Annotated in this window: 14 protein-coding genes and 1 pseudogene; 6 read left to right on the top strand and 9 right to left on the bottom strand. The window is 72.4% G+C overall.

The genetic code is table 11. From position 1 onward, the window contains the following. Window positions 1-11 precede the first annotated feature (11 nt). Both ACFYOY_RS45820 and ACFYOY_RS45815 read left to right on the top strand, forming a co-directional pair. Window positions 12-12,146 (top strand): annotated as a pseudogene (locus ACFYOY_RS45820) (SDR family NAD(P)-dependent oxidoreductase); the annotation flags it as partial. A 74-nt stretch (window positions 12,147-12,220) separates the two neighbouring features. Then, complete coding sequence (locus tag ACFYOY_RS45815; RefSeq protein ID WP_351903616.1) at window positions 12,221-13,414, top strand: cytochrome P450; 1,194 nt, start codon at window positions 12,221-12,223, stop codon at window positions 13,412-13,414. Window positions 13,415-13,498: 84 nt separating this feature from the next. Here ACFYOY_RS45815 and ACFYOY_RS45810 read toward each other — a convergent pair whose 3' ends face one another. The 6 genes from ACFYOY_RS45810 to ACFYOY_RS45785 all read right to left on the bottom strand — a co-directional run bounded on the left by ACFYOY_RS45810 (window position 13,499) and on the right by ACFYOY_RS45785 (window position 18,162). After that, window positions 13,499-13,930: a hypothetical protein gene (locus ACFYOY_RS45810; protein ID WP_351903613.1), complete on the bottom strand. Its 432-nt coding sequence runs from the start codon at window positions 13,928-13,930 to the stop codon at window positions 13,499-13,501. 75 nt (window positions 13,931-14,005) lie between these two features. Continuing rightward, window positions 14,006-14,425 (bottom strand): hypothetical protein, encoded by a 420-nt coding sequence (locus ACFYOY_RS45805; protein ID WP_351903610.1) that lies wholly within the window; start codon window positions 14,423-14,425, stop codon window positions 14,006-14,008. A gap of 166 nt (window positions 14,426-14,591) precedes the next feature. Beyond that, a complete protein-coding gene (locus ACFYOY_RS45800; RefSeq protein WP_351903608.1) occupies window positions 14,592-15,101 on the bottom strand; it encodes a TIGR03618 family F420-dependent PPOX class oxidoreductase in 510 nt (169 codons plus the stop codon). Window positions 15,102-15,140: 39 nt separating this feature from the next. Next, complete coding sequence (locus ACFYOY_RS45795) at window positions 15,141-16,631, bottom strand: MFS transporter (RefSeq protein ID WP_351903606.1); 1,491 nt, start codon at window positions 16,629-16,631, stop codon at window positions 15,141-15,143. Window positions 16,632-16,754: 123 nt separating this feature from the next. Continuing rightward, window positions 16,755-17,243 carry a MarR family winged helix-turn-helix transcriptional regulator gene (locus ACFYOY_RS45790; RefSeq protein ID WP_351903603.1) on the bottom strand — a complete coding sequence of 163 codons (489 nt, stop codon included), beginning with the start codon at window positions 17,241-17,243 and terminating at the stop codon, window positions 16,755-16,757. A gap of 64 nt (window positions 17,244-17,307) precedes the next feature. Further along, on the bottom strand, window positions 17,308-18,162 hold the full coding sequence (locus ACFYOY_RS45785) for a LysR family transcriptional regulator (RefSeq protein WP_093469260.1): 855 nt from the start codon (window positions 18,160-18,162) through the stop codon (window positions 17,308-17,310). A gap of 68 nt (window positions 18,163-18,230) precedes the next feature. Between ACFYOY_RS45785 and ACFYOY_RS45780 the strand changes: the two genes are divergently transcribed. The 4 genes from ACFYOY_RS45780 to ACFYOY_RS45765 all read left to right on the top strand — a co-directional run bounded on the left by ACFYOY_RS45780 (window position 18,231) and on the right by ACFYOY_RS45765 (window position 21,841). Beyond that, window positions 18,231-19,244, top strand: a complete 1,014-nt coding sequence (locus ACFYOY_RS45780) for an EamA family transporter (RefSeq protein ID WP_351903600.1) — start codon at window positions 18,231-18,233, stop codon at window positions 19,242-19,244. A gap of 175 nt (window positions 19,245-19,419) precedes the next feature. Then, the gene (locus ACFYOY_RS45775) at window positions 19,420-19,938 is read left to right on the top strand and encodes a hypothetical protein (RefSeq protein WP_388593847.1); all 519 of its coding nucleotides are present in this window, start codon (window positions 19,420-19,422) and stop codon (window positions 19,936-19,938) included. A 68-nt stretch (window positions 19,939-20,006) separates the two neighbouring features. Beyond that, on the top strand, window positions 20,007-21,209 hold the full coding sequence (locus ACFYOY_RS45770; protein WP_388593844.1) for a sensor histidine kinase: 1,203 nt from the start codon (window positions 20,007-20,009) through the stop codon (window positions 21,207-21,209). Between the two features lie 11 nt (window positions 21,210-21,220). Then, window positions 21,221-21,841 carry a response regulator transcription factor gene (locus tag ACFYOY_RS45765; RefSeq protein ID WP_351903591.1) on the top strand — a complete coding sequence of 207 codons (621 nt, stop codon included), beginning with the start codon at window positions 21,221-21,223 and terminating at the stop codon, window positions 21,839-21,841. Between the two features lie 73 nt (window positions 21,842-21,914). Here the strand turns inward: ACFYOY_RS45765 and ACFYOY_RS45760 are convergent, their stop codons facing one another. The 3 genes from ACFYOY_RS45760 to ACFYOY_RS45750 form a co-directional block, all read right to left on the bottom strand. After that, window positions 21,915-22,673, bottom strand: a complete 759-nt coding sequence (locus ACFYOY_RS45760) for a nucleotidyltransferase domain-containing protein (RefSeq protein ID WP_388593841.1) — start codon at window positions 22,671-22,673, stop codon at window positions 21,915-21,917. A gap of 206 nt (window positions 22,674-22,879) precedes the next feature. After that, the gene (locus ACFYOY_RS45755) at window positions 22,880-23,974 is read right to left on the bottom strand and encodes an NAD-dependent epimerase/dehydratase family protein (RefSeq protein WP_351903585.1); all 1,095 of its coding nucleotides are present in this window, start codon (window positions 23,972-23,974) and stop codon (window positions 22,880-22,882) included. A 33-nt stretch (window positions 23,975-24,007) separates the two neighbouring features. Continuing rightward, on the bottom strand, window positions 24,008-24,460 hold the full coding sequence (locus tag ACFYOY_RS45750; protein ID WP_351903582.1) for a MerR family transcriptional regulator: 453 nt from the start codon (window positions 24,458-24,460) through the stop codon (window positions 24,008-24,010). Window positions 24,461-24,468 lie beyond the last annotated feature (8 nt).

The raw sequence follows: 24,468 nt of genomic DNA, 5'->3' as shown, positions 1-24,468 counted from the left end.
TCGCGGAGTTGGTGGCCGAGCTGGGGGACCTGGTGCGCGTGGTGGCGTGCGATGTCGCGGATCGTGAGGGGCTCGCGGCGCTCCTGGGGACGATTCCGGATCTGCGTACCGTGGTGCATGCGGCGGGTGTCCTCGACGACGGTGTGCTCGAATCGCTGACCCCGGAGCGGATCCGGGAGGTGATGCGGGTCAAGGCCGACGGCGCACGCCATCTTCACGAGTTGACCCGTGACACCGGCCTCGACGCCTTCGTGTTGTTCTCGTCGGCTGCGGGGACCGTGGGCAATGCGGGCCAGGGGAGCTATGCGGCGGCCAACGCCGTTCTGGACGGACTGGCCCAGCGGCGCCGGGCCGAGGGGCTGGTGGCCACATCGGTGGCCTGGGGCGCCTGGGTCGATTCCGGTATGGCCGCGGGAGTGGCGCGGTCGCAGGGCATGGATCCACAGTCGGCGCTCTCCGCCCTGGGGCTGGTGCTGGCGGCTGACGAGACCACCGTGATGGTGGCCGACATCGACTGGGCGACCTTCGGGGCGCGGCTCACCGTCTCACGGCCGAGCCCGCTGCTGAGTGAGTTGCTCAGGGACGTTTCCGTGCCGACCGGGTCGGCCGGCGGCGGGGCGGCCGACGCGTTCGCCACCCGCCTGGAGGCCATGGCCGAGCGGGATCGGACGGCCGCCGTGCTGGATCTCGTCCGCACGCATGTGGCCGCCGTACTGGGGCACGCGGCGTCCGCGGCGATCGACCCGGCCCGGCCCTTCCAGGAAATCGGCTTCGATTCGCTCACCGCGGTGGAGCTGCGGAACCGGCTCACCGCGGCCACCGGCGCACGCTTCCCGGCTTCCGTGATCTACGACTACCCGACCCCGGCGGCGCTCGCCGAGCATGTGTGCCGGGAGGCGCTGGGCCTCACCGGCCGGACACCGGTCCCGGTGGCGCCACGCCCGGTGGACGACGAACCGATCGCCATCATCGGGATGAGCTGTCGCTTCCCCGGCGGGGTGAGCTCGCCGGAGGACCTGTGGGGGCTGCTGGCCGACGGCCGCGACGCCGTGTCGGAGTTCCCGGCGGATCGTGGCTGGAACCTGGCCGCGCTGTACGACCCGGACCCCGACCACCCTGGCTCCTCCTACGTCCGGGCGGGCGGCTTCCTTGATGACGCGGCCGCGTTCGACCCCGGGTTCTTCGGGATCTCGCCGCGTGAGGCGATCGCCATGGATCCGCAGCAGCGGCTGCTGCTGGAGGTCGCCTGGGAGGCGTTCGAGCGCGCCCATATGTCCCCCGCCACGCTCAAGGGCAGCCGGACCGGCGTGTTCATCGGGACCAACGGCCAGGACTACGCCGCTCTGGCGAGCGGGGCCCCGGAGAGCGCGGAGGGCTATCTGGGCACGGGCAGCGCCGCCAGTGTCGCCTCGGGCCGGCTGGCGTACACCTTCGGCCTCGAGGGCCCGGCGGTCACCGTGGACACCGCCTGTTCGTCGTCGCTGGTCGCGCTGCATCTCGCCGCACAGGCCCTGCGCTCCGGCGAATGCTCCTTGGCCCTGGCCGGTGGTGCGACCGTCATGGCCACCCCGGCGGCCTTCCTGGAATTCTCCCGCCAGCGCGCACTGGCGGCCGATGGACGCTGCAAGGCGTTCGCGGCGGCGGCGGACGGCACCGGCTGGGGCGAAGGCGCCGGCATGCTCCTGGTGGAGCGGCTGTCCGACGCCGAGCGGAACGGCCACCGGGTGCTGGCGGTGGTGCGTGGTTCCGCCGTCAACCAGGACGGGGCCTCCAACGGACTGACGGCGCCGAACGGCCCGTCGCAGCAGCGGGTGATCCGCCAGGCGCTGGCGAACGCCCGCCTGTCCGCCGCCGACATCGACGTAGTGGAGGCGCACGGCACTGGCACCAGCCTCGGCGATCCGATCGAGGCACATGCGCTGCTCGCCACGTACGGTCAGGAACGGCCCGAGGACCAGCCACTGTGGCTCGGCTCGGTGAAGTCGAACATCGGGCACACCCAGGCGGCCGCCGGTGTGGCCGGTGTGATCAAGATGGTCATGGCCATGCGGCACGGCGTACTGCCGCGGACCCTGCATGTCGACGAGCCCTCGCCCCATGTGGACTGGACGGCGGGCCAGGTCGCGTTGCTCGTCGAAGCGAGGGAGTGGCCACGGGGCGGCGCTCCGCGCCGGGCGGGCGTGTCCTCGTTCGGGGTCAGCGGCACCAACGCCCATGTGATCGTCGAGCAGGGGCCGGTGGCGGCCCGGCCCGATGCGGTGGACGCGCGGGAGCCGGTGCCCGGGCTGTTGCCGGAGGTGGCGTCCGAGCTGTTGCCGGAGTCGGGGCCCGAGCCGCTGTCCGACCAGCACCGGAGGGCGCTGCCCCTGCCGTGGGTGCTGTCAGGCGCCGGCGAGGCCGGGCTGAGGGGCCAGGTCGAACGCCTCACGTCCTTCATCGATGCCCATCCGGGGCTGGATCCCGCCGATGTCGGATGGACGCTGGTGGCCGGCCGTTCGCTTCAGTCGCACCGTGCCGTGGTGGTGGGCGCGGACCTCGCGGAGCTACGACGGGGGCTGGACGCCGTCGAGACCGGCGGTGCCGCCCAGCCCGGTCGCGAGGTGGTGTTCGTCTTCCCGGGGCAGGGGTCGCAGTGGGCCGGGATGGCGTTGGAGTTGATGGAGTCCTCGCCGGTGTTCGCGGGGCGGATGGGCGAGTGCGCCGATGCACTGGCTCCGCTGGTGGAGTGGTCGCTGTTCGATGTGCTGGGTGATGAGGCGGCGCTGGCTCGTGTCGATGTGGTGCAGCCGGTGTTGTGGGCGGTGATGGTGTCCCTGGCCGAGCTGTGGCGTTCGTACGGTGTGGTGCCGTCGGCGGTGGTGGGTCACTCGCAGGGTGAGATCGCGGCGGCGTGTGTGGCGGGCGCTCTGTCCCTGGCGGACGGAGCGCGGGTCGTGGCCCTGCGGAGCAAGGCGCTGCTGGCTCTGTCGGGCCGGGGTGGGATGGTGTCCGTCCCGGTGTCTGCCGATCGGCTGCGGGATCGTCCGGGGTTGTCGGTGGCGGCGGTGAATGGTCCGGCGTCGACGGTGGTGTCCGGGTCGGTTGAGGTGCTGGACGCGGTGCTCGCGGAGTTCCCGAAGGCCAAGCGGGTCCCGGTGGACTATGCCTCGCACTCCCCACAGGTGGAGAAGATACGGGCGGAGTTGGCGGAGGCGCTGGCGCCGGTCCAGCCGGGCGTCGGGCAGATCGCGTTCCACTCGACGGTGACGGGACGGCTCACCGACCCCCGCGCACTCGACGCCGACTACTGGTACCGCAACCTTCGGCACACGGTGGAATTCCAGAGCACCCTCGAAGCCCTGATGGGCCAGGGCCACACCGTGTTCGTCGAGGTGAGCCCGCACCCCGTGCTGACCGTCGGCATCCAGGACACCGCCGACGCCGTCGACACCGACATCGTCGTGACCGGATCGCTGCGCCGCGACGACGGCGGTCCCGCCCGGTTTCTCACCGCCCTTGCCGACCTCCACACCCACGGCGTCGACGTGGACTGGCGTCCGCTCTTCGCGGGCGCCCGGACGGTCGACCTCCCCACCTACGCCTTCCAGCGGGAACGCTTCTGGCTCGAACCCGTGCGGGCGGTGACCCAGGCGTCCGGTCTGGGGCTCGGCGATATCGAGCACCCCCTGCTGGGCGCGGTGCTGCCGCTGCCCGGGACCGAAGGCGGTGTGCTGACCGGGCTGCTCTCCCTGGCCGGACAGCCCTGGCTGGCGGACCACAGGGTGCGGGGCACGGTGGTCTTCCCCGGCACGGGCTTCGTCGAGCTCGCCCTGCAGGCCGGTCAGCACTTCGGTCACCCGGTGGTGGAGGAACTGACCCTCCAGGCCCCGCTGGTGGTGCCGGATCAGGACGGCGTCCAGGTGCAGGTGGCCGTCTCCGCGGCGGACGAGTGGGGCCGCAGGCCGGTCACGGTGCACTCGTGCCGCGCCGGGGAGTGGCTGCTGCACGCCTCGGGCACCCTCGGCGTCACAGACGCCCGGGGGGCCGGCGAGCAGCCCACCGCGCCGGCCCGGTCCCTGGAGGTGTGGCCGCCCGAGGGCGCTCGGCCCGTCGATGTCTCGGGAATGTACGAGGCGATGGCGGAGCGCGGTCACGGATACGGCCCCGCTTTCCAAGGGCTGCGTGCCGCGTGGACACGCGACGACGAGGTCTACGCCGAGGTGACGTTGGAGCCGACGGCACAGGACGTGGCGGCGCGGTGCGGTGCGCATCCCGCCCTGCTCGACGCCGCCCTGCACGGAGTGGGGCTCGGCCGTTTCCTCACCGAACCCGGCCAGGCGTATCTGCCGTTCTCCTGGGGCAAAGTGGCGTTGCACGCGGTCGGTGCCTCCGCCATCCGCGTGGTGCTGTCCCCGGCCGGTCCGGACGCGGTGTCGCTGGAGGTGGCCGATCCGGCGGGCGCGCCGGTGTTGTCCGTGGCATCGCTGGCGCTGCGCCCGCTGTCCGGCCGGCAGATCGCGGACACCCGGGGCATGGACCAGGACGCGCTGTACCGCGTGGACTGGGCCGAGACGCCGCTGCCGACCGCCACGGCCGCCGAGGCGCCGGTGGACTTCGACGACCTGGGAGACGACCCGGGAGACGACCTGGGACCGGGCACCGCCGTGCCCGAGGTCGTGGTGCTGCCCTGCGAGTCGGCCGGTGACACGGTGTCCACCGTCGTCGGCCGGGTGCTGACGGCGATACGGCGGTGGCTCGCCGACGAGCGCTGCGCCCGGTCGCGGCTGGCCGTGCTGACACGCGGCGCGGTGTCGACCGCTCCCGGCGAGAACGTCGAAGACCTCGGCGCGGCGGCGGTCTGGGGCCTGCTCCGCAGCGCACAGGCTGAGCATCCGGACCGCTTCGTCCTCGTCGACCACGACGGTCACCAGGATTCCGGTACGGTGCTGGCCGCCGCGGTGGCAACCGGTCATCCGCATCTCGCGCTGCGCCGTGGCCGTGCCCTGACGCCACGGCTGGCTCCGCTCACCCCTTCCGTCACCACCCCGGCCCCCGGTGACGGGACGCCGTGGCGGATGGACGTCACCAGCCAGGGCACGCTGGAGAATCTGGCCGCCGTCCCCTGCCCGGAAGCCGCCGGTGCCCTCGGCGCCGGACAGGTGCGGGTGGCGATGCACGCGGCCGGGGTGAACTTCCGGGACGTCGTGGTCGCCCTCGGCATGATCCCCGGCCAGGACGTCATCGGCAGCGAGGGCGCCGGGGTGGTGCTCGACATCGGTCCCGGTGTGTCCGGCCTGACGCCCGGTGACCGGGTGATGGGCCTGTTCTCCGGCGCGTTCGGCCCCGTGGCGCTGACCGATCACCGGTTGCTCGCGCGGCTGCCGGAAAGCTGGTCGTTCACCGACGCGGCCGCCACGCCGGTGGTGTTCCTGACCGCCCTGTACGGGCTGATGGACCTGGCCGGTCTCCGGTCCGGTGAATCGGTGCTGGTGCACTCGGCCGCGGGCGGGGTGGGCATGGCCGCGACGCAGGTGGCCCGCTGGCTCGGCGCGGAGGTGTACGCCACCGCGAGCCCGGGGAAGTGGGACACACTGCGCGCCGGCCAAGTGGCCGACGACCGGATCGCCTCCTCCCGCACTCTGGAGTTCGCCGAACGCTTCGACCGGGTGGACGTGGTGCTGAACTCGCTCGCGGGTGAGTACGTGGACGCGTCGCTCGGTCTGCTCGCCGACGGCGGCCGGTTCCTGGAGATGGGGAAGACCGACATCCGCGACGGTGAGCGCGTCGCCGCCGAGCACGGGGTGCGCTATCAGGCGTTCGATCTCATGGACGCGGGCCCCGACCGGATCGGCGAACTGCTCCAGTTGCTGGTGCCGCTCTTCGAGCAGGGGGTCTTCACCGCGTTGCCGACCCGGTCCTGGGACGTCCGGCGGGCGGGCGACGCGCTGCGTTTCCTCTCTCAAGCACGCCACATCGGCAAGCTGGTGCTGTCCGTTCCGCAGCCGCTGCGGGAGCGGGACACCGTGCTCATCACGGGCGGCACCGGCACCCTGGGCGGGCTGGTCGCCCGTCACCTGGTCGAACGGCACGGGGTACGGGACGTCGTCCTGGCCGGACGGCGAGGGCCGGACGCCCCTGGCGCGGCCGAACTCACCGCCGCCCTGCGGGGATCGGGTGCCCAGGTGCGAGTGGTCGCCTGTGACGTGGCCGATCGGGACGAGCTGGCCCGGCTGCTGGACACCGTGCCCGAGCTGCGGATGGTGGTGCACACCGCGGGCGTGCTCGACGACGGGGTGGTGGAGTCGCTCACCCCGCAGCGGGTGCGCGAGGTCCTGCGGCCGAAGGCGGACGCCGCATGGCATCTGCATGAGCTGACGGCCGGTCGTGAGCTGACGGAATTCGTGGTGTTCTCCTCGGCCGCGGGTGTCCTGGGCAGCCCGGGACAGGGCGCCTACGCGGCGGCGAACGCCTGGCTGGACGCGCTGATGGCGCATCGCCGGGCCGCCGGGCTGCCGGGGGTCTCCGTGGCATGGGGACTGTGGGCCGAGCGCAGCGGGATGACCGGCCATCTGTCGGACCGGGATCTCGCCCGGATGGCCCGGGCCGGTGCCACGCCCCTCGCCACCGATCAGGGGCTCCGCCTCCTGGACAGCGCCAGGGCGGCCACCGAGGCGGTCGTGCTGGCGACACCGCTGGACGCCGCCGCGTTGCGGGCACAGGCCGATGCCGGTGCGCTGCCCGCGCTCTTCCACGGTCTGGTCCGCGCCCCGATCCGCCGCGCGACCGGAGCGGGTTCGGGCGAAGACGCGTCGTCACTGCGCGACCGGATGACCGTGATGCCGGTCGCCGAGCGCGAAGAGCATGTGCTCGACCTGGTCCGTACGCATGTGGCGACCGTGCTGGGGCACGGCACCCCCGCCGATGTCGGCATGGCGCGTACCTTCGCGGAGACCGGATTCGACTCGCTCACGGCCGTCGAGTTGCGCAACCGGCTGCGCACCGCCACCGGGGTCAGGCTGCCGGCCACCGCGATCTTCGACTACCCGACACCGGCGGTCCTGGCCGGTCATCTCCTGCGGGAACTGAACGGCACCGTCGACGAGGCCGTGCCGCCGCCCGCCACCCCGGCGGCCACCGGCCACGACCCCGTCGTGATCGTCGGGATGGCCTGCCGCTATCCGGGCGGGGTGACCTCGCCCGAGGAGCTGTGGGAACTGCTCGACACCGGGCGTGACGCGGTCTCGGATCTGCCCGACGACCGGGGCTGGGACCTGGACGGCCTGTACAGCGCCGATGCGGACAGCTCGGGCACCTCGTATGTCCGCGCCGGTGGCTTTGTGTACGACGCGGGGGAGTTCGACGCCGGGTTCTTCGGGATCTCACCGCGTGAGGCGCTCGCGATGGACCCCCAGCAGCGGCTGCTGCTGGAGGTGGCCTGGGAGGCGGTGGAGCGGGCCGGTATCCCGGCGGCGTCGCTGAAGGGAAGCCAGACCGGGGTGTTCGTCGGCGCCGCATCGCAGGGCTACGGCACGGGAGCCGGCCAGGCGGCCGAGGGGTCCGAGGGCTATTTCCTGACCGGTGGCGCCGGCAGCGTGGTCTCCGGCCGGCTCTCGTACACCTTCGGTCTGGAAGGGCCGGCGGTCACCGTGGACACCGCCTGCTCGTCGTCGCTGGTCGCGTTGCACCTGGCGGCTCAGGCCCTGCGGTCCGGCGAGTGCTCCCTCGCCCTGGCCGGCGGGGTGACGGTGATGGCGAACCCGGGCATCTTCGTGGAGTTCTCCCGGCAGCGCGGACTGGCCGCCGACGGGCGCTGCAAGGCGTTCGCCGACGCGGCGGACGGCACCGGCTGGGGCGAAGGCGTCGGTCTGCTGCTGCTGGAACGGCTGTCCGACGCCCGCCGCAACGGCCATCAAGTCCTGGCGGTCGTACGAGGCTCCGCCGTCAACCAGGACGGCGCCTCGAACGGCCTGACCGCGCCGAACGGACCCTCGCAGCAGCGAGTGATCCGGGCCGCGCTGGCCGGCGCCGGGCTGGCCGCCTCGGACGTGGACGCGGTGGAGGCACACGGCACCGGCACCAGCCTGGGCGACCCGATCGAGGCACAGGCGCTGCTGGCCACCTACGGGCAGGAGCGCGAACGCCCGCTGCTGCTGGGTTCGATCAAGTCGAACATCGGGCACACCCAGTCGGCCGCGGGGGTGGCCGGTGTGATCAAGATGGTGCTGGCGATGCGGCACGAGGTGCTGCCCCGGACCCTCCACCTGGACCAGCCGTCGACCCATGTGGACTGGTCGGCCGGTGCGGTGGAGCTGCTGACCGAGCCCGTGGAGTGGACGTCCCGCACCCGGCGGGCCGGGGTGTCCTCGTTCGGAGTGAGCGGGACCAACGCCCATGTGATCCTCGAACAGGCCCCCGCGGAGCCGGGGGCCGATCCGGAGCCGGCCCCCGAGCCCGCCCCGGCGGTGCTGCCATGGGTGCTGTCCGGCCGGGGCGAGCACGGACTGCGGGCACAGGCGGCCCGGTTGCGGTCCTTCCTGGCCGCGCACCCCGGACCCGTCCCGGTGGACGTGGGCTGGTCGCTGGCCACCACCCGTTCGGCGCTCTCGCACCGCGCCGCGGTGGTCGGCGCGGACCGGGCGGAGCTGCTGGACGGACTGGCCGCGCTGGCGGCCGGCGAGCCCACGCCGGGCGTGGTCCTGGGCAGCGCGGGCCCCGGCCGGGTGGGCCTGCTGTTCGCGGGCCAGGGTGCGCAACGGGCCGGTATGGGCCGTGAGTTGTACGAGACGTTCCCGGTGTTCGCGGCGGCGTGGGACGAGGTCTGCGCCGCGCTCGACCCGTATCTGGACCATCCGCTCGACGAGGTGGTGTCCGACCCCACCGGCGCGCTGGACGCCACCGCGTATGCGCAGGCGGGTCTGTTCGCCCTCGAGGTGGCGATGTTCCGGTTGGTGTCCTCCTGGGGTGTGCGCCCTGACTATCTGCTGGGGCACTCCGTCGGAGAGCTGGCCGCCGCGTATGTGGCCGGCCTCTGGTCGCTGGAGGACGCCGCCAAGGTGGTCGCGGCCCGGGGCCGGCTCATGGGCGCGCTGCCCCCGGGCGGCACGATGGTGGCCCTGGCCGTACCGGAGGACCAGGTACGGCCGTTCCTGACCGACCGGGTCGCCCTCGCGGCCGTGAACGGACCGTCGTCGGTCGTGGTGTCCGGGGACGAGGACGCGGTGAACGGTGTGGCCGACGCACTGGCCGACCGTGGGGTGAAGACGCGGCGGCTGCGGGTCAGCCACGCCTTCCACTCGCCGCTGATGGACGAGATGCTCACCGCGTTCGCCGAGGTGCTCGCCACCGTGGACTTCCGCACCCCGCGGATACCGGTGGTCTCGAACCTCACGGGTTCGGTGGCGGGGGAGGAGCTGTGTTCTCCCGCGTACTGGGTGCGGCAGGTGCGTGAGACGGTGCGGTTCTCCGACGGGCTGGACCGGCTGCGGAAGCTCGGCACCGGTACCTTCCTCGAACTCGGACCGGACGGCACCCTCACCGCCCTGGCGCAGGCCCAGGTCACCGGGGCCGACGCCGAGTTCATCCCCACCCTGCGCGCCGACCGGCCCGAGCCGGTCACGGTCACCACCGCCCTCGCCCAACTGCACACCCACGGCGTGGAGCTGGACTGGGCCGCCGTCTTCCCCGGCGCCCGGCGGATCGAGCTGCCGACCTACGCCTTCCAGCGCTCCCGCTACTGGCTGGAGCCCTCCCGTACCCCCGGCGACGTGGCCGGTCTCGGGCTCGGCACGCTGGACCATCCGCTGGTCGGTGCGACGGTGCCGCTGCCGGACGTGGACGGTGTCCTCCTCACCGGCCGTATCTCCGCCGACGCGCATTCCTCGTCGACCGGTCAGCGGGGTCTGGGCGTGCCCCTGTTCCCGGCGACCGGCTTCCTGGAGCTGGTGCTCCAGGCGGGGCTTCAGTTCGACTGCCGGACGGTGGACGAACTCACCCTCCATGAGCCACTTGTCCTCCCCGAACGGGGCGGGGCCGAGGTGCAGGTGTCCGTCCGTGACGCGGACGAGTCCGGCCGCCGCCCGGTCACCGTCTACTGCCGCCGGGACCAGCGGTGGGTCCGCCACGCCACTGCCGTCCTCGGCGCGGACCGGCCGCCCGCGCCGGTGCCGCACACCGAGACCTGGCCGCCCAGCGGCGCCCGCCCGCTGGAGTCCACCGGGACACCGGCGTGGCGCCGCGGCGACGAGATCTTCCTCGACATCGAGCTGCCCGAGACGTCCGGGGCCGAGGCCGGGCGGTGGACCCTGCACCCCGCCCTGCTCGACCGGGCCTTGTGCGCGGAGGCGCTGGCCGGGCTGGTCACCGAGCCCGAGCGGACCCATCTGCCGTTCTCCTGGACGGGGATCGCCCTGCACACGGCGGGCGCCACGAGACTGCGGGTCACCCTCGCGCCCACCGGCCCGGACACGGTCTCACTCCAGGCGGCCGACGCAGCCGGTGCGCCCGTGCTGTCGGTGGACTCGCTGGTGCTGCGCCCGGTGTCCGGGCAGCGGCTGCGGCAGGCCAACGCCTCGCTGTTCAGGACGGCGTGGGCGGTGTGCGCTACGCCGTCCGAACCGGACCTCGGCCATGTCCGATGGGGGCTCGTCGGCGACCCGGACGGCTGGAAACCGGACACGCTCGGCGCGCCGGTCGCGGTCTATCCGGATCTGGCGGCCATTGAGGACGTGCCGGACGTCGTGCTCCTCCCGTGCGTGTCCGAGGGCGCGACGGCGTCCGAGGTGGCGCTCCGCGCCGCCGCTGCCGTACGGACGTGGCTGTCCGACGAACGCTTCACCCCCTCGCGTCTGGTGCTGGTGACCCGGCGCGCGCTCGCCGTGGCCTCCGGTGAGGAGGTCGAGGACCTGGCCGCGGCCGCGGTGTGGTCGCTGGTCGAGGGCAGCCAGGCGGCCCACGCGGGACGGATGACACTCGTCGACACCGATGCGTCCGATCTGCGCCTGCTGCCCGCCGCGGTGGCCGTGGGGAAGGGCCGGATCGCGATCCGGGCGTCGGCGGTGCTGGTACCCGACCTGTCCGCGGCGGCGGTCATCGAGCAGAACCGGCCCGCCTGGGGTCCGGGCACGGTGCTGGTGACCGGCGGGTCGGCCACGGACGTGGCCCGGCACCTGATCGTCGAGCGAGGCGTGAACGACCTGGTCCTGGCCGGGGACGGCGACACGGCCCCGAACGGCGACACGGCCGAGCTGGAAGCCCTCGGCGCTACCGTCCGGCTCGCCCCGTACGATCCGGCGGACCGTCAGGCGCTGGCAGGGCTGCTGGAGACGATTCCGCGACTGCGGAGCGTGGTGCACACCGTGGCCGAGGACTCGGAGCGGACACCGGCTCACGCGCTCTCCCCGGAAACCCTGCGGGCACGGCTGCGGTCGGGGCCGGAGGCGGCCTGGAGTCTGCACATGGCCACGCGGGACCTGGAGCTGGACCGCTTTGTGCTGCTCACCTCCGCCGACGGGACACCGGGCCCCGCGTACGCCGACGCGCTGGCCGCATACCGGCGGGCCCTCGGGCTGCCCGCGGTCTCCGTCTCCACCGACCTGGGCCTCGCCCTGTTCGACGCGGCATGCGCCGGGCCCGGGGAGGCGGTCCGGGTCACCACCGCGACACCGGTCCCGGCACGCCCCGAGCCGGCCCGGCAGCCGGTGGATCAACCCGCGGCGGCCGAGGCGTCCGCGACCACGCTGCTGGAGCGGCTGGCCGGGCGGTCGGAGGACGAGCAGGAGGAAATCCTGCTGGAGCTGGTCCGCGACCAGGTCGCGATGGTCCTCGGCCATCCGGACGCCGCCATGGTCGACCCGGACCGGGGTTTCGTCGATATGGGCTTCGACTCGGTGGCGGCCGTGAAGCTGCGCAACCAGCTGGCCCGGGCCACCCGGCTCGAACTGCCCGCCAGCCTCACCTTCGACCACCCCACGGCCGTCGAGCTCGCCCGCCATCTGCGCGCCGAAATGCTGCCCGACGACGCGGCGGCCGCCATTCTCGTGCTCGAAGAGCTCAACAAACTCGACGATTCGATCCTCGACCTCGACCCGGCAAGCGCGGCACGGGTGCGGATCTCGACCCTGCTCCAGGATCTGTCCGCGAAATGGATCGAGCGGACGGATCATCCATGACCACATACGAGCGGACCCACCGCATCGTTCCTGACGCACCATCCGCCCCTGAGGCACATACGAGGGAGTCAACAGTGACCGAGACCTTGCCCCTTCCCGGGACCGTGAAGGCCGAACGGCGTTGCCCGTACGACCCTCCGGAGGACCACCGCCGACTGCGGGACGCGGGAGAGCTGGGCAAACTGGAGCTGCCCGGCGGTCTGGTGATGTGGTTTCTGACCAAGCACGACGACATCAGGGCCATGCTGGCGGACTCCCGGTTCAGCGGCTCCAGGGTGCCGTTCCCGGCGATGAGCCCGGAGATACCGGCGGGCTTCTTCTTCTCCATGGACCCACCGGACCACACCCGCTACCGCCGCACGCTCACCGCCGAGTTCTCGGTGCGCGGCGCGCGAGAACTGACCGGCCGGATCGAGCGGCTGGCCGACCAGCACCTCGACGCGATGGAGGCGATGGGCACGAGCGCCGATCTCGTGGCGGCCTATGCCAACCCGGTGCCCGCGATGGTGATCTCCGAAATTCTCGGAGTGCCCTACACCTACCACCAGAAGTTCGACCACGAGGTACGCACGCTCAGGGAGACCGGCGGCGACGACCAGGCCGTCGGCGCGATGGCGACCGCGTGGTGGGACGAGATGCGGGGATTCGTACGCGCCAAGCGGGCCGAGCCCGCGGACGACATGATCAGCAGGCTGCTGCACGGCGAGGTCGAGGGCGGGGCGCTGACCGACGAGGAGGTGGTCGGCATCGCCATGACCATCATTTTCGCCGGTCATGAACCGGTGGAGAACCTGATCGGTCTCGGCATGCTGGCGCTGTTCCAGGACCGTGAGAAGCTGACCCGGTTGCGTGAGAATCCCGACCTGCTCGACGACGCCGTGGAGGAGTTCCTCCGCTACTTTCCCGTCAACAACTTCGGCACCGTGCGCACCGCCACCGAGGACGCCGTGATCAACGGTCATCCCATCGCGAAGGGCGAGATGGTGGCCGGTCTGGTGTCCACCGCCAATCGCGACCCCGAGCGCTTCGCCGACCCCGACCGCCTCGCCCTCGACCGGCCGCACACGTCCCATCTCGCGTTCGGACACGGCGTGCATCAGTGCCTGGGCCAGCAGTTGGCGAGGGTGGAACTGAAGGTGCTCCTGCAGCGGTTGCTCGCCAGGTTCCCCGGCCTGCGTCTGGCGGTGGCCCCGGAGGAGATCCGGTACCGGGAGAACACCTCGTTCTACGGTGTCCACGAGCTGCCGGTGACCTGGGCGGCCGAGTAGCCCCAAGCCGGTGGCCGGAAGGCCAGGGGCGGGCGGCGGTGGCCGGCGCGCAAGGGAAGAGGCCGCGTACGCCGACGGCGGACCTCAGACGCCGAGCCGGCCACCGGTCAGCCGTGCGAGCGGGCGGCGGCGACGCGCGGCGCGCCTGCGCAGGACCACCGCGGTGGCGCCCGCCGCGGCGGCTCCCGCGCCGGCGACGGCGGCCTGGACCTTCCGCGTCTTGAGCGCGACCCAGGCCGAACCCGCCGCCGCGGCCGCCTTCTTGGGGGCCTGGGCCGCCACAGTACGACCGGTGGCCACGGCCTTCTCGGCAGCCACATGGGCCTTGTCGGCGGCGATATGAGCGGTGTGCGCGGCCGTCGTCGCGGCGCTCGCGGCGGCGGTCTTCGCCGTGGTCTCCGCCTCGCCCGCGGTGTCCTTGGCCTTTGCCGTCGTCTCCTTGGCCTTGGTGGTGGTGGCCTTCGCGTGCGCGTTGGCGCTCCTGACACTTGTGTGTGCGTTCTTCTTCTCGGTCATGTCCACCGCGTTACCACTCGGCCCGGCAGCAAACCCGGGGCGCGGGGCCGTGGGCGCGGCGGGACGCCCCTCGGCTCATTCGGTGCCCGCGCCGCGCCGCTGCTGGAACAGCACGAAACCTCCGGCCAGGGCGACCAGGCAGACGCCGATGATGACTCCCACGGCGGGCCACGGGGACCCGTCGTCCGACGTCGCAGCCTTCAAGGGCGACTTGCCGTCCGAATCCGGCGTATGGTTCTCCGGCCGCGGGGAGGCCGAGGGTGAGGCGGACGGGGCGGCGCCGGCGGCCGCGGGCTTCAGCAGCGGGGCGGGATTCTCCGACTCCGACTCGAACGTCAGTGTCACGTTCTTCGCCAGGGCGTGCGAGTCGGAGTCGCTCACTTCGGTGTGGGCCAGGGCGGGGGAGGCCGTGGCGAGGACGAGCGCCGACGCGGCGATGGCCAGGGCGCCGAACCGCCGCGTCCGCGGGCGGAACGACGGATGATCTGCGTTCATGGTATCTCTCCTCGTCATGAGGGGCACCCAAGCCCTCCGCACCCGGCACCGGGTGCGTTCATCAGGTGCGCCACACTCCCGATACGTACGGCCCGGACACGATGTTCACCGTGTCCGGGCCGGGCAACCACCGGCCGGGGGGAAGGAAGAAAGTTCCGGCGAGTGGTCAGCCGGTGGCCATGTCGAGGGCCGTTCCGTACAGACGGGACACCCGGATCCTGATCACCACCCGCCGGTCCGCCACCAGCTGCTCCAGGAAGGCCGCTTCGTCGGGCGGATCGGCGAAGCCGGGCGTCATGGACAGCAGTTCCCGCCCGACGGCGTCCCCAGGGACGGCCGTCACCTCCGATACCTCCGCCTCGCCCTCGGCGACGGCGAACGACCAGCCGTCCGGTGCGCCCACATGCACGGCGACATGGGGATCGCGCCGCAGCTGACGCACCTTGAGCCGGTCGGCGGTGGAGGAGATGCGCAGCACCCGCTCCTCGGGACTCCAGTGGTGGATCACGGTCGACAGATGGGGATGGCCGCTGCGCTTGACCGTCGAGAGCACCCCGAGCCGCTGGTCCCGCAGCATCAGCAACAGCTCGTCCTCGGTGAGCGGCCGGGGCGCGGGTCCGGCCCCTGGTGTCGTCCCGGCGTCGTTCGTCGGGCTGGTGGTTTCGGTCGTCGCCATGAGGGCGCGCCTTTCGCTCGGAAGGGGAGGAGAGGGGGGTCAGACGGAGGTGACGGGCGCGACGGGCGGGTTGGCCTTCCGCGGCGTGGCGGGGTGCTTCGGCGCGGGTCCTCGCAGCACGGTGAACGCCACGGCGAAGGCCGTCACGACAAGCCCCGCTCCGACGGCGAAGGCCAGGTGGTAGCCGCCGGTCAGCGCCTCGGCCCGGCCCTTGCCCCGGGCGAGCAGCGCGTCGGTGCGGGAGGCCGCCAGGGTGGACAGCACCGCGACGCCCAGCGCCATGCCGATCTGCTGAGTGGTGTTGAACAGCCCGGAGACGAGCCCGGCCTCGTCCTCCTTCGCACCGGACATCCCGAGGCTGGTCAACGCGGGGAGGGCCAGTCCGAAACCGGCGGCGAGCAGCATGACCGGGAGGAGGTCGGGGAGGTACCGGGCGTGCACGGGGACGCGGACGAGCAGCCCGAGGACGCCGGCCAGCAGCGCCAGCCCGGCCAGCAGCACCGCGCGGTCGCCGAAGCGGGCGCTGAGCCGCGCGGAGACGCCGAGCGACACCGCGCCGATGGCGAGGGCGGCCGGGAGCATGGCCAGGCCGGTCCTGGTGGCGCCGTATCCCAGCACATTCCGCAGATAGAGGGCGACGAGGATCTGGAACGAGAAGAGCGCGGCCACCATCAGGACCTGGACCAGATTGGCCCCCGCGACACCGCGTGACCGCAGGATCCGCAGGGGCATCAGCGGGATGCGGACGGTGGCCTGGCGGACCAGGAACAGGGCGAGCAGGAGGAGCGAGACGGCGCCGAGGCCGAGCGTGTGCGCCGCCGCCCATCCGTAGTCCGCCACCTTGACGACGGTGTAGATGCCCAGCATCAGCCCGGCCGTGACGAGCAGGGCACCGAGGACGTCGGCGCCGGCCGCGAGACCGGGCCCGCGGTCGGCGGGCAGGACGGGTATGGCGACCGCGAGGGTCAGCAGTCCGATCGGCAGATTGATCAGGAAGATCCAGTGCCAGCTGAGCGCGTCGGTGAGAAGGCCCCCGAGCACCTGGCCGATCGAGGCTCCGGCGGCGCCGGTGAAGCTGAACACGGCGATGGCCTTCGCGCGTTCGGCGGGTTCGGTGAAGAGCGTGACGAGAATGCCCAGGCTGACCGCGGACGCCAGCGCGCTGCCGACCCCCTGCAGAAACCGGGCGGCGATCAGTGCCGCGGGGGAGGTGGCCACGGCCGCCAGAAGCGAGGCCGCGGTGAACGCCGCGGTGCCGGTCAGGAACATGCGCTTGCGGCCGATGAGATCGCCGATTCGGCCCGCGAGCAGCAGCAGACCGCCGAACGCGATCAGATAGGCGTTGACGACCCAGCTCAGCCCGGCGGGGGAGAACCGCAGATCGCTCTGGATGGCGGGCATGGCCACGGTCACGATGCTGCCGTCGAGGATGACCATCAACATCCCGGTGGCGATGACCCCGAGGGCCAGTTGGCGTGATGGGGGGACGCGGGAAGAGGGCGGGGCGGACTCGGACGTGGTGGCGGACATGCGGTCACTCCTGTCGGTAGACGCGACAGGAGTGACCGTAGCAGATGGTTTTGTTGTAGACTATTTGTTTCGGCTCTGCTCGTGGCTCCAGGTGTGGCTCGGGGTGCGGCTCTGGATGCGGTGCTACTTCTCGCTCTGGCGCGCCCGCCGGGCCGGACGGGGGCTCTCGGCGGGTGTGGCGAGATGGCCCTCGGTCAGCCGGGTCAAGGCCCGCAGCAGGGCGGCGCGTTGAGTCTCGGGGAGCGTTTCCAGTGCCTCCCGGTGGACGCCGTCCACGATGTTCTGGCTCTGCTCGGCGATCCGCGCGCCCTTCTCGGTCACCGCGATGATCCGGGCCCGGCGATCCTGGGTCGAGGCGCGCCGCTCCGCGAGACCCGCCTTCTCCAGGGCGTCCACCGTCACCACCATCGTGGTCTTGTCCATGTCGCCGATCTCGGCGAGCTGTGCCTGGGTGCGCTCCTCCTCCAGGGCGTGCACCAGCACGCAGTGCATCCGTGCCGTCAGTCCGATCTCGGCGAGCGCGGCCGACATCTGCGTGCGCAGGACGTGGCTGGTGTGGTCGAGGAGGAAGGACAGGTCCGGTTCGTTCTGGGTGGGCGCCATCGCGGTCATGTGGCCCAGGGTAACAATTCGATCCGTACTGGATCATCCGGAACAGTCCTTACCCGGGCCGGAGTCAGCCGTTGCGGTAGAGGGTGGTGAGCAGCTCGATCGCGGTTTGGGTGGCGGGGTGCGGGTCGTCCCGCCACCAGGCGAGGCGTACCGCGATCGGCTCGGCGTCGCGGACCGGCCGGTAGGCGATTCCGGGCCTCGGGTACTGGTTGGCGGTGGACTCCGCTGTCATGCCGACGCAGCGGCCCGCGGAGATCACCGTGAGCCAGTCCTCCACGTCGTGGGTCTCCTCCGTGGCCGGGCGGGAGTCGGGCGGCCACAGCTCCGCGGTGGTGGTGCCGGTCCGCCGGTCGACCAGCAGGGTGCGTCCGCTGAGGTCGGCCAGCCGGACCGAGCGGCGCCTGGCGAGGGGGTCGTCGGCGGCCACGGCGCACAGCCGCCTCTCCAGCCCGACGATGGCGGAATCGAAGCGGCGCTCGTCGAGGGGTCTGCGCACGACGGCCAGGTCGCAGACGCCCTCCGCCAGCCCGGCGGTGGCGGAATGCACACGGACGAGGTGCAGATCCGTCTCGGGGTACGCCTGGGCCCAGCGGCGCTGGAAGGCGGGGGTGTGGCGGCCGAGCGCGGACCAGGCGTAGCCGATCCGCAGATGGGCGTGGCCCGATATGGCCTCCCGGATCAGGCCGTCCACCTCGGCCAGCACCCGCCGGGCGTGTGCCACCACGCGCAGCCCGGTGCCAGTCGGGGTCACCTCGCGGGAGGTCCGTCGCAACAGCCTTGTCCCCAGGGCGCGTTCGAGCGAGGCCAGGGTCCGGGAGACGGCCGCCTGCGAGACGCCGAGCGCGATGGCGGCGTCGGTGAAGGTGCCCTCGTCGACAATCGCCACGAGGCAGCGCAGTTGCCGCAGCTCCACATCCATACGTCCAGCGTATAGATAAGGCACCAAACGCATTATGTGCATGCGTGGGCCCGGCGCACGATCGACGCATGCGACCAGCTCCCGCGTCACGTATGGCCACCGCACGATCGACGGGAACCGCACACCGGATCCCGTCGACCCCCGCCGACTCCGGCCCGGGCCCCGGTCTGGATACGGGCCCGGGACCGAGCCGGGACCTGGACCCGGACCCGGACCCGCGCCCGGACCCGGACCCGGATCAGCCGCCGACCGGGCGGCGGTTCGCCGGTGTGGCCACGATGATCGGCAGCGGACTGTCCAACCAGACCGGCGCCGCGATCGGATCCCACGCCTTCCCCGTCCTCGGCCCGGTCGGGGTCGTCGCCGTCCGCCAGTACGTCGCCGCGATCGTCCTGCTGGCCGTCGGCAGGCCCCGGCTACGGAGCTTCACCTGGTGGCAGTGGCGGCCCGTGGTGGGGCTTGCCGTGGTGTTCGGCACCATGAACCTCTCCCTGTACACCGCCATCGACCGCATCGGCCTCGGGCTGGCGGTGACCCTGGAGTTCCTCGGCCCGCTCTGCATCGCGCTGGCCACCTCACGGCGCCGGGCGGACGCGTGCTGCGCGCTGGTCGCGGCGGCCGCCGTGGTGACACTCATGCGCCCGCGGCCCTCGGCCGACTACCTCGGCATGGGGCTCGGGCTGCTGGCCGCCGTGTGCTGGGCGTCGTACATCCTGCTCAACCGCACCGTGGGCCGACGGGTCCCCGGCGCTCAGGGGTCGGCGGCGGCCGCGGGGCTCTCCGCCCTGATGTTCCTGCCGGTCGGGATCGCCGTCGCCGTCCATCAGCCGCCGACCGCGAGCGCCGTGGCGTACGCCGTCACCGCGGGCGTCCTCTCCTCGGCCGTACCGTACCTCGCGGACCTGTTCACCCTGCGCCGTGTGCCCGCCCAGGCGTTCGGGCTCTTCATGAGCGTCAATCCCGTCCTCGCCGCTCTGGTCGGCTGGGTCGGCCTCGGGCAGAACCTGGGCTGGACGGAGTGGACGAGCATAGGCGCCATCGTCGCGGCCAACACACTGAGCATCCTCACCCGGCGCGGCTGAAGGACCGCGTACCGCCGCGGACGGCCGGTGCGCGACACGGCTGACGGCCCCGTCCCGGCGGGCAGGACGCCACCGCTCACAGCGCGATGCTCGGGTGTGGGTGGAGGCTCATGTCCACCCGGGGTGGACCTGTGGGTTGACGTGTGTGGCGGGGGCTCCGGCCGAGCATGGCGGCATGGATATCAAGGACTGGCTGATCGATGTCGCCCTCGTGGGCATGGTGCTGCTGCAACTGCGTGGCCGACGGTTGACGGCGAGGACGCTGCTGCTCCCGGTGGCGCTCGTCGCATGGGCGGCGACGAAGTACCTGCACGAGATCCCGACGTCGGGCAACGATCTCCTTCTGATCGTGGCCACGACGCTGATCGGGCTCGCTCTGGGCGCGGGGGCCGGAATGCTGACCCGGGTGTACCACAACGACGACGGTGAGGTCATCGCGCGCGCCACGGCCACGGCGGCCGTGCTGTGGGTGGTGGGCTGCGGCTTCCGTATGGCCTTCCAGCTGTTCGCCACACAGGGCGGCGACGAAGCGATCGGCCGCTTCTCGACCGACTACCACCTTGATCCGACGGCCTGGGCCCCGGCGATTCTCCTGATGGCGCTCGCCGAGGTGATCGCCCGCACCGCCATCGTGGCCTGGCGTGCACGGGAGGCGCTCCTCGGGTCGGACCGGGCCCGGCTGGGCATCCAGTGAGCGACGGGCCACGGTGTGAGCGGTGGCCCCTGGGGCTGGGCAGGTCACGGGCGCGGCATGCTGGTCGGATGAGTACTGGTGATCGCCCGTCGGGCCCCGGCGGACCGTCCGGCAGGTTGGATGTCAATGAGCCGACCGCGGAATGGGCCGTGGGCCTGCTCGCCTTGGGCGGCTTGATCTACGGGGCGGTGCAGGCGACACATCCCGGCCTCGACGCCCGCGGCCTCGTCGCGCTGGTGGTCACCGTGGGCCTGGGCCTGGGCTGGGTCGGCTGGCTGGTGGGGCTGCGGAGAGGCCGGCCGACGGTCGGTGTGTGCTCGGTGGCCCTGGTGGCGGTCTGCGGTGGGGTGGCGGGGGCGTGGGCGTCGTTCGGTGCGGTGGTCGTGGGGGTGGCGGCGATGTGCGCCGTCATGCTGGTGGGGCTGCTCCCCGCCACAGCGCTGGCCGGCCTCGGCATCGCGGCCGCCGCCGTCGCCCTCGCCATCGACGGGCAGGACGTCACGAAGCTCGCCGCCGTGGGGGTGGGCGCGCTGTTCGGCCTGCTGCTGGGCGTCGTACGCCGCCAGCGCCGGGACCGGCTGCGGTCCGAGGCCGAGCTGGCGGTCGCGTGGGAACGCGGCGCCGTCGAGCACGAGCGCGCGGAGCTGTTCGCCGAGCGCAACCGGATCGCCCGGGAGGTGCACGATGTGCTGGCCCACACGCTGTCGGCGCTGTCGGTGCAGATCACCGCTCTTGATTCCATCGTCGAGGACGGCGCCGGCACCGACGAGGTGCGCGCCGCGATCGGCCGGTCCCGCCGCCTGGTCGTGGAGGGCCTGGACGAGACCCGCCGGGCGGTGCGGGCGCTGCGCGAGGAGCCCGTCGCCCTCGACGAACAGCTCACCGCCCTCGCCACGGACGAAGGCGCCGACTTCCGGATCACCGGGTCCGTACGGCCGCTGCCGTCGGCGGCCGGAATAGCCCTGCTGCGCGTCGCCCAGGAGGCACTCACCAACACGCGCAAGCACGCACCGGGCGCCGCCGTTACCGTCATCCTCGCCTTCGGTGAATCGTCCACCCGCCTGACGGTCACCAATGAGGCGACGGTACGATCTGGGGTCGATCCGGCCGGAGAGCTTGCCAAGACCGGCGGCGGCTTCGGCCTCACCGGTATGCGCGAGCGCGTGGAACTGCTCGGCGGCACACTCGACGCAGGTCCGGAAGACGCAGGTCCCAAGGACGCAGGTCGCCAAGCCGGTGGCTGGAGTGTGGAAGCGGAGGTCCCGGCGTGAAGGTGGTCATCGTGGACGACCAGACCATCGTCCGCGACGGACTGGTCACCATCTGCGAGCGCCTGGCCGACGTCGAGGTGGTCGCCGCCGTCGGCGACGGTCGGCAGGCCCTGGCCGCGGTCGCCGAGCATTCCCCGGACGTGGTGCTGATGGACCTGCGCATGCCACACATGGACGGCATCGAAGCCACGCGGCACATCACCATGGACCATCCCGGGACGCATGTCGTCGTGCTGACCACCTTCATCGACGATGAATCGATCAACGCGGCGCTCACCGCCGGAGCCCTGGGCTACCTCACCAAGGAAGCCGGGCGCGAGGACGTCGATCGGGCACTGCGGGCGGCCGCCCGTGGGCAGGCCCTCCTGGACCCCGCCGTACACGCCCGCCTCGTCGCACTCGCCCGGCAGCAGCCCGCCGCCGGGTCGCGGGAGCTGCCCGCCGGGCTGACCGCACGCGAGGCCGAAGTGCTCATCTGCATGGCCAAGGGCCTGTCCAACCGCGAGATCGCCCGATCGCTGTTCGTCAGCGAAGCCACCGTCAAAACCCATGTCAACCGTGTCTTCGCCAAGACCGGCAGCCGTGACCGCGGCCAGGCCATCGCCTACGCGCACCGGCACGGACTCGGCTGAGCCCAGGAGCGTGCCGGTGTGCGGGTGCAGCGCGGCGTTGCCGAGGCGCCCCGCTGCACCCGGACGACACCGCTCAGCCGGCGGCCGCGAACAACGCCTCCGCCTCGGCGACCGCCTCGGCCAGGACGGCGGGCTCCGCCCGCAGCCCCGCCATGATCGTGTCGATGCCGCGCAGGCCCGCCCGCTGGAGGAGGCGTTTCTCGTTGGTGGCCCACTCACCGCGCGCCGCCAGCACCGCGTGCGCCGTCTGCAGGGCGGCGGTCGCCACCGCCCCCGCCACTTCGGTGGCCTGGCCACGTCCGACGTACGCGGCCGAGGCGTACCGCAGTGTCAGAGCCGCGCGCCCTCGCCACACCGGGGGCGCCGCCTCGCGCAGCGCCTCCGGGTACTCGGGGCGGGGCAGGGCACCCCGCAGCACTTGGTTGAGGGCGAGTTCGGCCACCACCAGATAGCTGGGGATGCCCGCGAGGTGGAACATCAGCGGCTCCCACCGGAAGCGGCCCAGCCGCGACTCGGCGAGTTCGTGTTCCACCACCTCGAGGTCGCGGTAGTGGACGTCCACGCGACGTCCGTCGATCGTCAGCCAGGCGCCCCCGTTGAAGACACCACCGCCCCACTCGCCGATCTCGGAGACCTCGCCTTCCCAGCCGACGGCCCGCAGATCGGCCGGGTCGAAACCGCCCCGGTAGTACACGGCCAGGTCCCAGTCGCTCTCCGGGGTGTGGGTGCCCTGCGCACGCGAGCCCCCGAGGGTGACGGCGCGCACGGCGGGCAGGGCGGCGAGCCGCTCGGCGACCTCGTCGAGGAACATGTCGTCGGTCATGTCGGTCATACGGATCCGATCGTGTGAAGTGGATGACGGATGCGGCGGGCACACCGACCAGACGCCGGAGCACAGGCTCGGACGGCGTTCATGCGAATCCGCGATCGGCGCGCCGGGTCATCACTTCATGACGCCGACCTTACCGCCCCGCCGGTACCCGAGTCCGGCGCGCCGGAACACCGACGGACGGTGGGGGCGGCGCGGGCCAGGGCGGTTCAGCCCTTCACCAAGCCCAGGCGGAACAGGCTCTCCGCGGTGTCGAGGATCGTCGTCACCGGGTCGCGCGGGGTCCAGCCGAAGGTGGAACGCGCCTTCTCGGTGCGCAGGGCCGGTACCTTCTCCGCCTGCCCGGCCGCTTCCCGCAGTGCCGGGTCGGAGCGGGCGGCCTCCCGCAGCTCTTCGTCGCTCACCTCATGCGTGGGTACCCGGGCGGCGCGCTCTCCGAGGTGCTCGGCCAGTACCCGGGCGATCCACAGAAAGCTGACGGCCCGTTCGCCGCTGGCGAGGAAGCGCTGTCCGGCCGCGGCGGGGTGGGTCATGGCCCGCAGATGGAGGTCGGCGACATCGCGTACGTCCACCATGCCGAAGTGCATGCGGGGGGCGGCCTCCATCGTCCCCTCCAGCATCGCCTTCACGAGCTCCGTCGAGGCGGACAGCCGGGGGCCGAGCGTCGGACCGAAAATGCCGCTCGGGTTGATCACCGTCAGTTCGAGGCCGTCTCCCTCCTTCGCCACGAAATCCCAGGCGGCCAGCTCCGCGATGGTCTTCGACCGGACGTAGGGCGGGTTGTCGTCCGCGGGGTCCGTCCAGTCGCTCTCGTCGTATGTATCACCGTCCTTGGGGCTGTATCCCACCGCGGCGAACGAGGACGTCATCACGAGCCTGCGCACACCGTGGTCCCGTGCGGCCCTCAGCACCCGCAGGGTGCCGTCCCGTGCGGGGACGATCAGCTCGTCCTCGTTTTCCGGCTGGACGGAGGGGAACGGCGACGCGACATGCAGGACGTGGGTGCACCCCGCCACCGCGTCGTCCCAGCCGTCGTCCGAGGTCAGGTCGGCGCCGACGATGTCGAGCCGCCTGCCCGGATCGATCCCGGAGGCCGCGATGGCCGACCGGACGCTCGCGGCGGCGCTCGCCGCCCGGCCGTGCGAACGGACCGTGGTACGGACCCGATGGCCGCTCCGCAGCAGGCCGCTGATCACATGGGTGCCGACATAGCCGTTGCCTCCGGTCACCAGGACGAGTTCGCCACCACCGGCGTCGACGTCGGTGTCGGCGTCAGCGGACACCGGGACAGTCTTGCCTTCCATGAATTCCTTTGCATCCTTTCCGAAAAGCACTTCTCACAGCGCGTCGATGACGCCCGTGATCTCGTCGATCGCCCGGCGCTCCGCATCGGCGTCGGCGCGCTCCCGCGCGTCCCACATCTCCGCCTTGAGCTGCAGATAGCGCAGGCGGACCGCCATGAGCGCCATCTCCCGCTCCAGGCGCTCCGCATTGCGCCGGAAGAGGTCGCGCAGGGGAACGGCGCCCCGTGCACCCTCGTCGAGGTGGCGGAGGTAGGCACGCATGTCCTGCACGCTCATTCCGGTCGACCTCAGACACCCCAGCGCCTTGATCGTCTCCACCACGGTGGGGTGGTAGCGCCGGTGGCCACTGTCCCGGTCGCGGTCCACCGCGGGGATCAGGCCGATCTTCTCGTAGTAGCGCAGCGTCGGCTCCGAGAGGCCGCTCAGTCTCGACACCTGCTGGATGGTCATCGGGGAGCCCCGGACCTCTGTCCCTGTCGTTGTCATATGACGAG

It is taken from the genome of Streptomyces sp. NPDC007875, from assembly GCF_042868035.1.
GTDB classification, from domain to species: Bacteria; Actinomycetota; Actinomycetes; order Streptomycetales; family Streptomycetaceae; genus Streptomyces; species Streptomyces antimycoticus.
This window is presented reverse-complemented; position numbering and strand designations above follow the sequence as displayed.

Coding starts and splice junctions, on each gene's coding strand:
- ACFYOY_RS45810 (WP_351903613.1), bottom strand. CDS start 13,930: ATGACCGAGAAGAAGAACGCACACACAAGTGTCAGGAGCGCCAACGCG.
- ACFYOY_RS45805 (WP_351903610.1), bottom strand. CDS start 14,425: ATGAACGCAGATCATCCGTCGTTCCGCCCGCGGACGCGGCGGTTCGGC.
- ACFYOY_RS45800 (WP_351903608.1), bottom strand. CDS start 15,101: ATGGCGACGACCGAAACCACCAGCCCGACGAACGACGCCGGGACGACA.
- ACFYOY_RS45795 (WP_351903606.1), bottom strand. CDS start 16,631: ATGTCCGCCACCACGTCCGAGTCCGCCCCGCCCTCTTCCCGCGTCCCC.
- ACFYOY_RS45790 (WP_351903603.1), bottom strand. CDS start 17,243: ATGACCGCGATGGCGCCCACCCAGAACGAACCGGACCTGTCCTTCCTC.
- ACFYOY_RS45785 (WP_093469260.1), bottom strand. CDS start 18,162: ATGGATGTGGAGCTGCGGCAACTGCGCTGCCTCGTGGCGATTGTCGAC.
- ACFYOY_RS45780 (WP_351903600.1), top strand. CDS start 18,231: ATGCGACCAGCTCCCGCGTCACGTATGGCCACCGCACGATCGACGGGA.
- ACFYOY_RS45775 (WP_388593847.1), top strand. CDS start 19,420: ATGGATATCAAGGACTGGCTGATCGATGTCGCCCTCGTGGGCATGGTG.
- ACFYOY_RS45770 (WP_388593844.1), top strand. CDS start 20,007: ATGAGTACTGGTGATCGCCCGTCGGGCCCCGGCGGACCGTCCGGCAGG.
- ACFYOY_RS45760 (WP_388593841.1), bottom strand. CDS start 22,673: ATGACCGACATGACCGACGACATGTTCCTCGACGAGGTCGCCGAGCGG.
- ACFYOY_RS45755 (WP_351903585.1), bottom strand. CDS start 23,974: ATGGAAGGCAAGACTGTCCCGGTGTCCGCTGACGCCGACACCGACGTC.
- ACFYOY_RS45750 (WP_351903582.1), bottom strand. CDS start 24,460: ATGACAACGACAGGGACAGAGGTCCGGGGCTCCCCGATGACCATCCAG.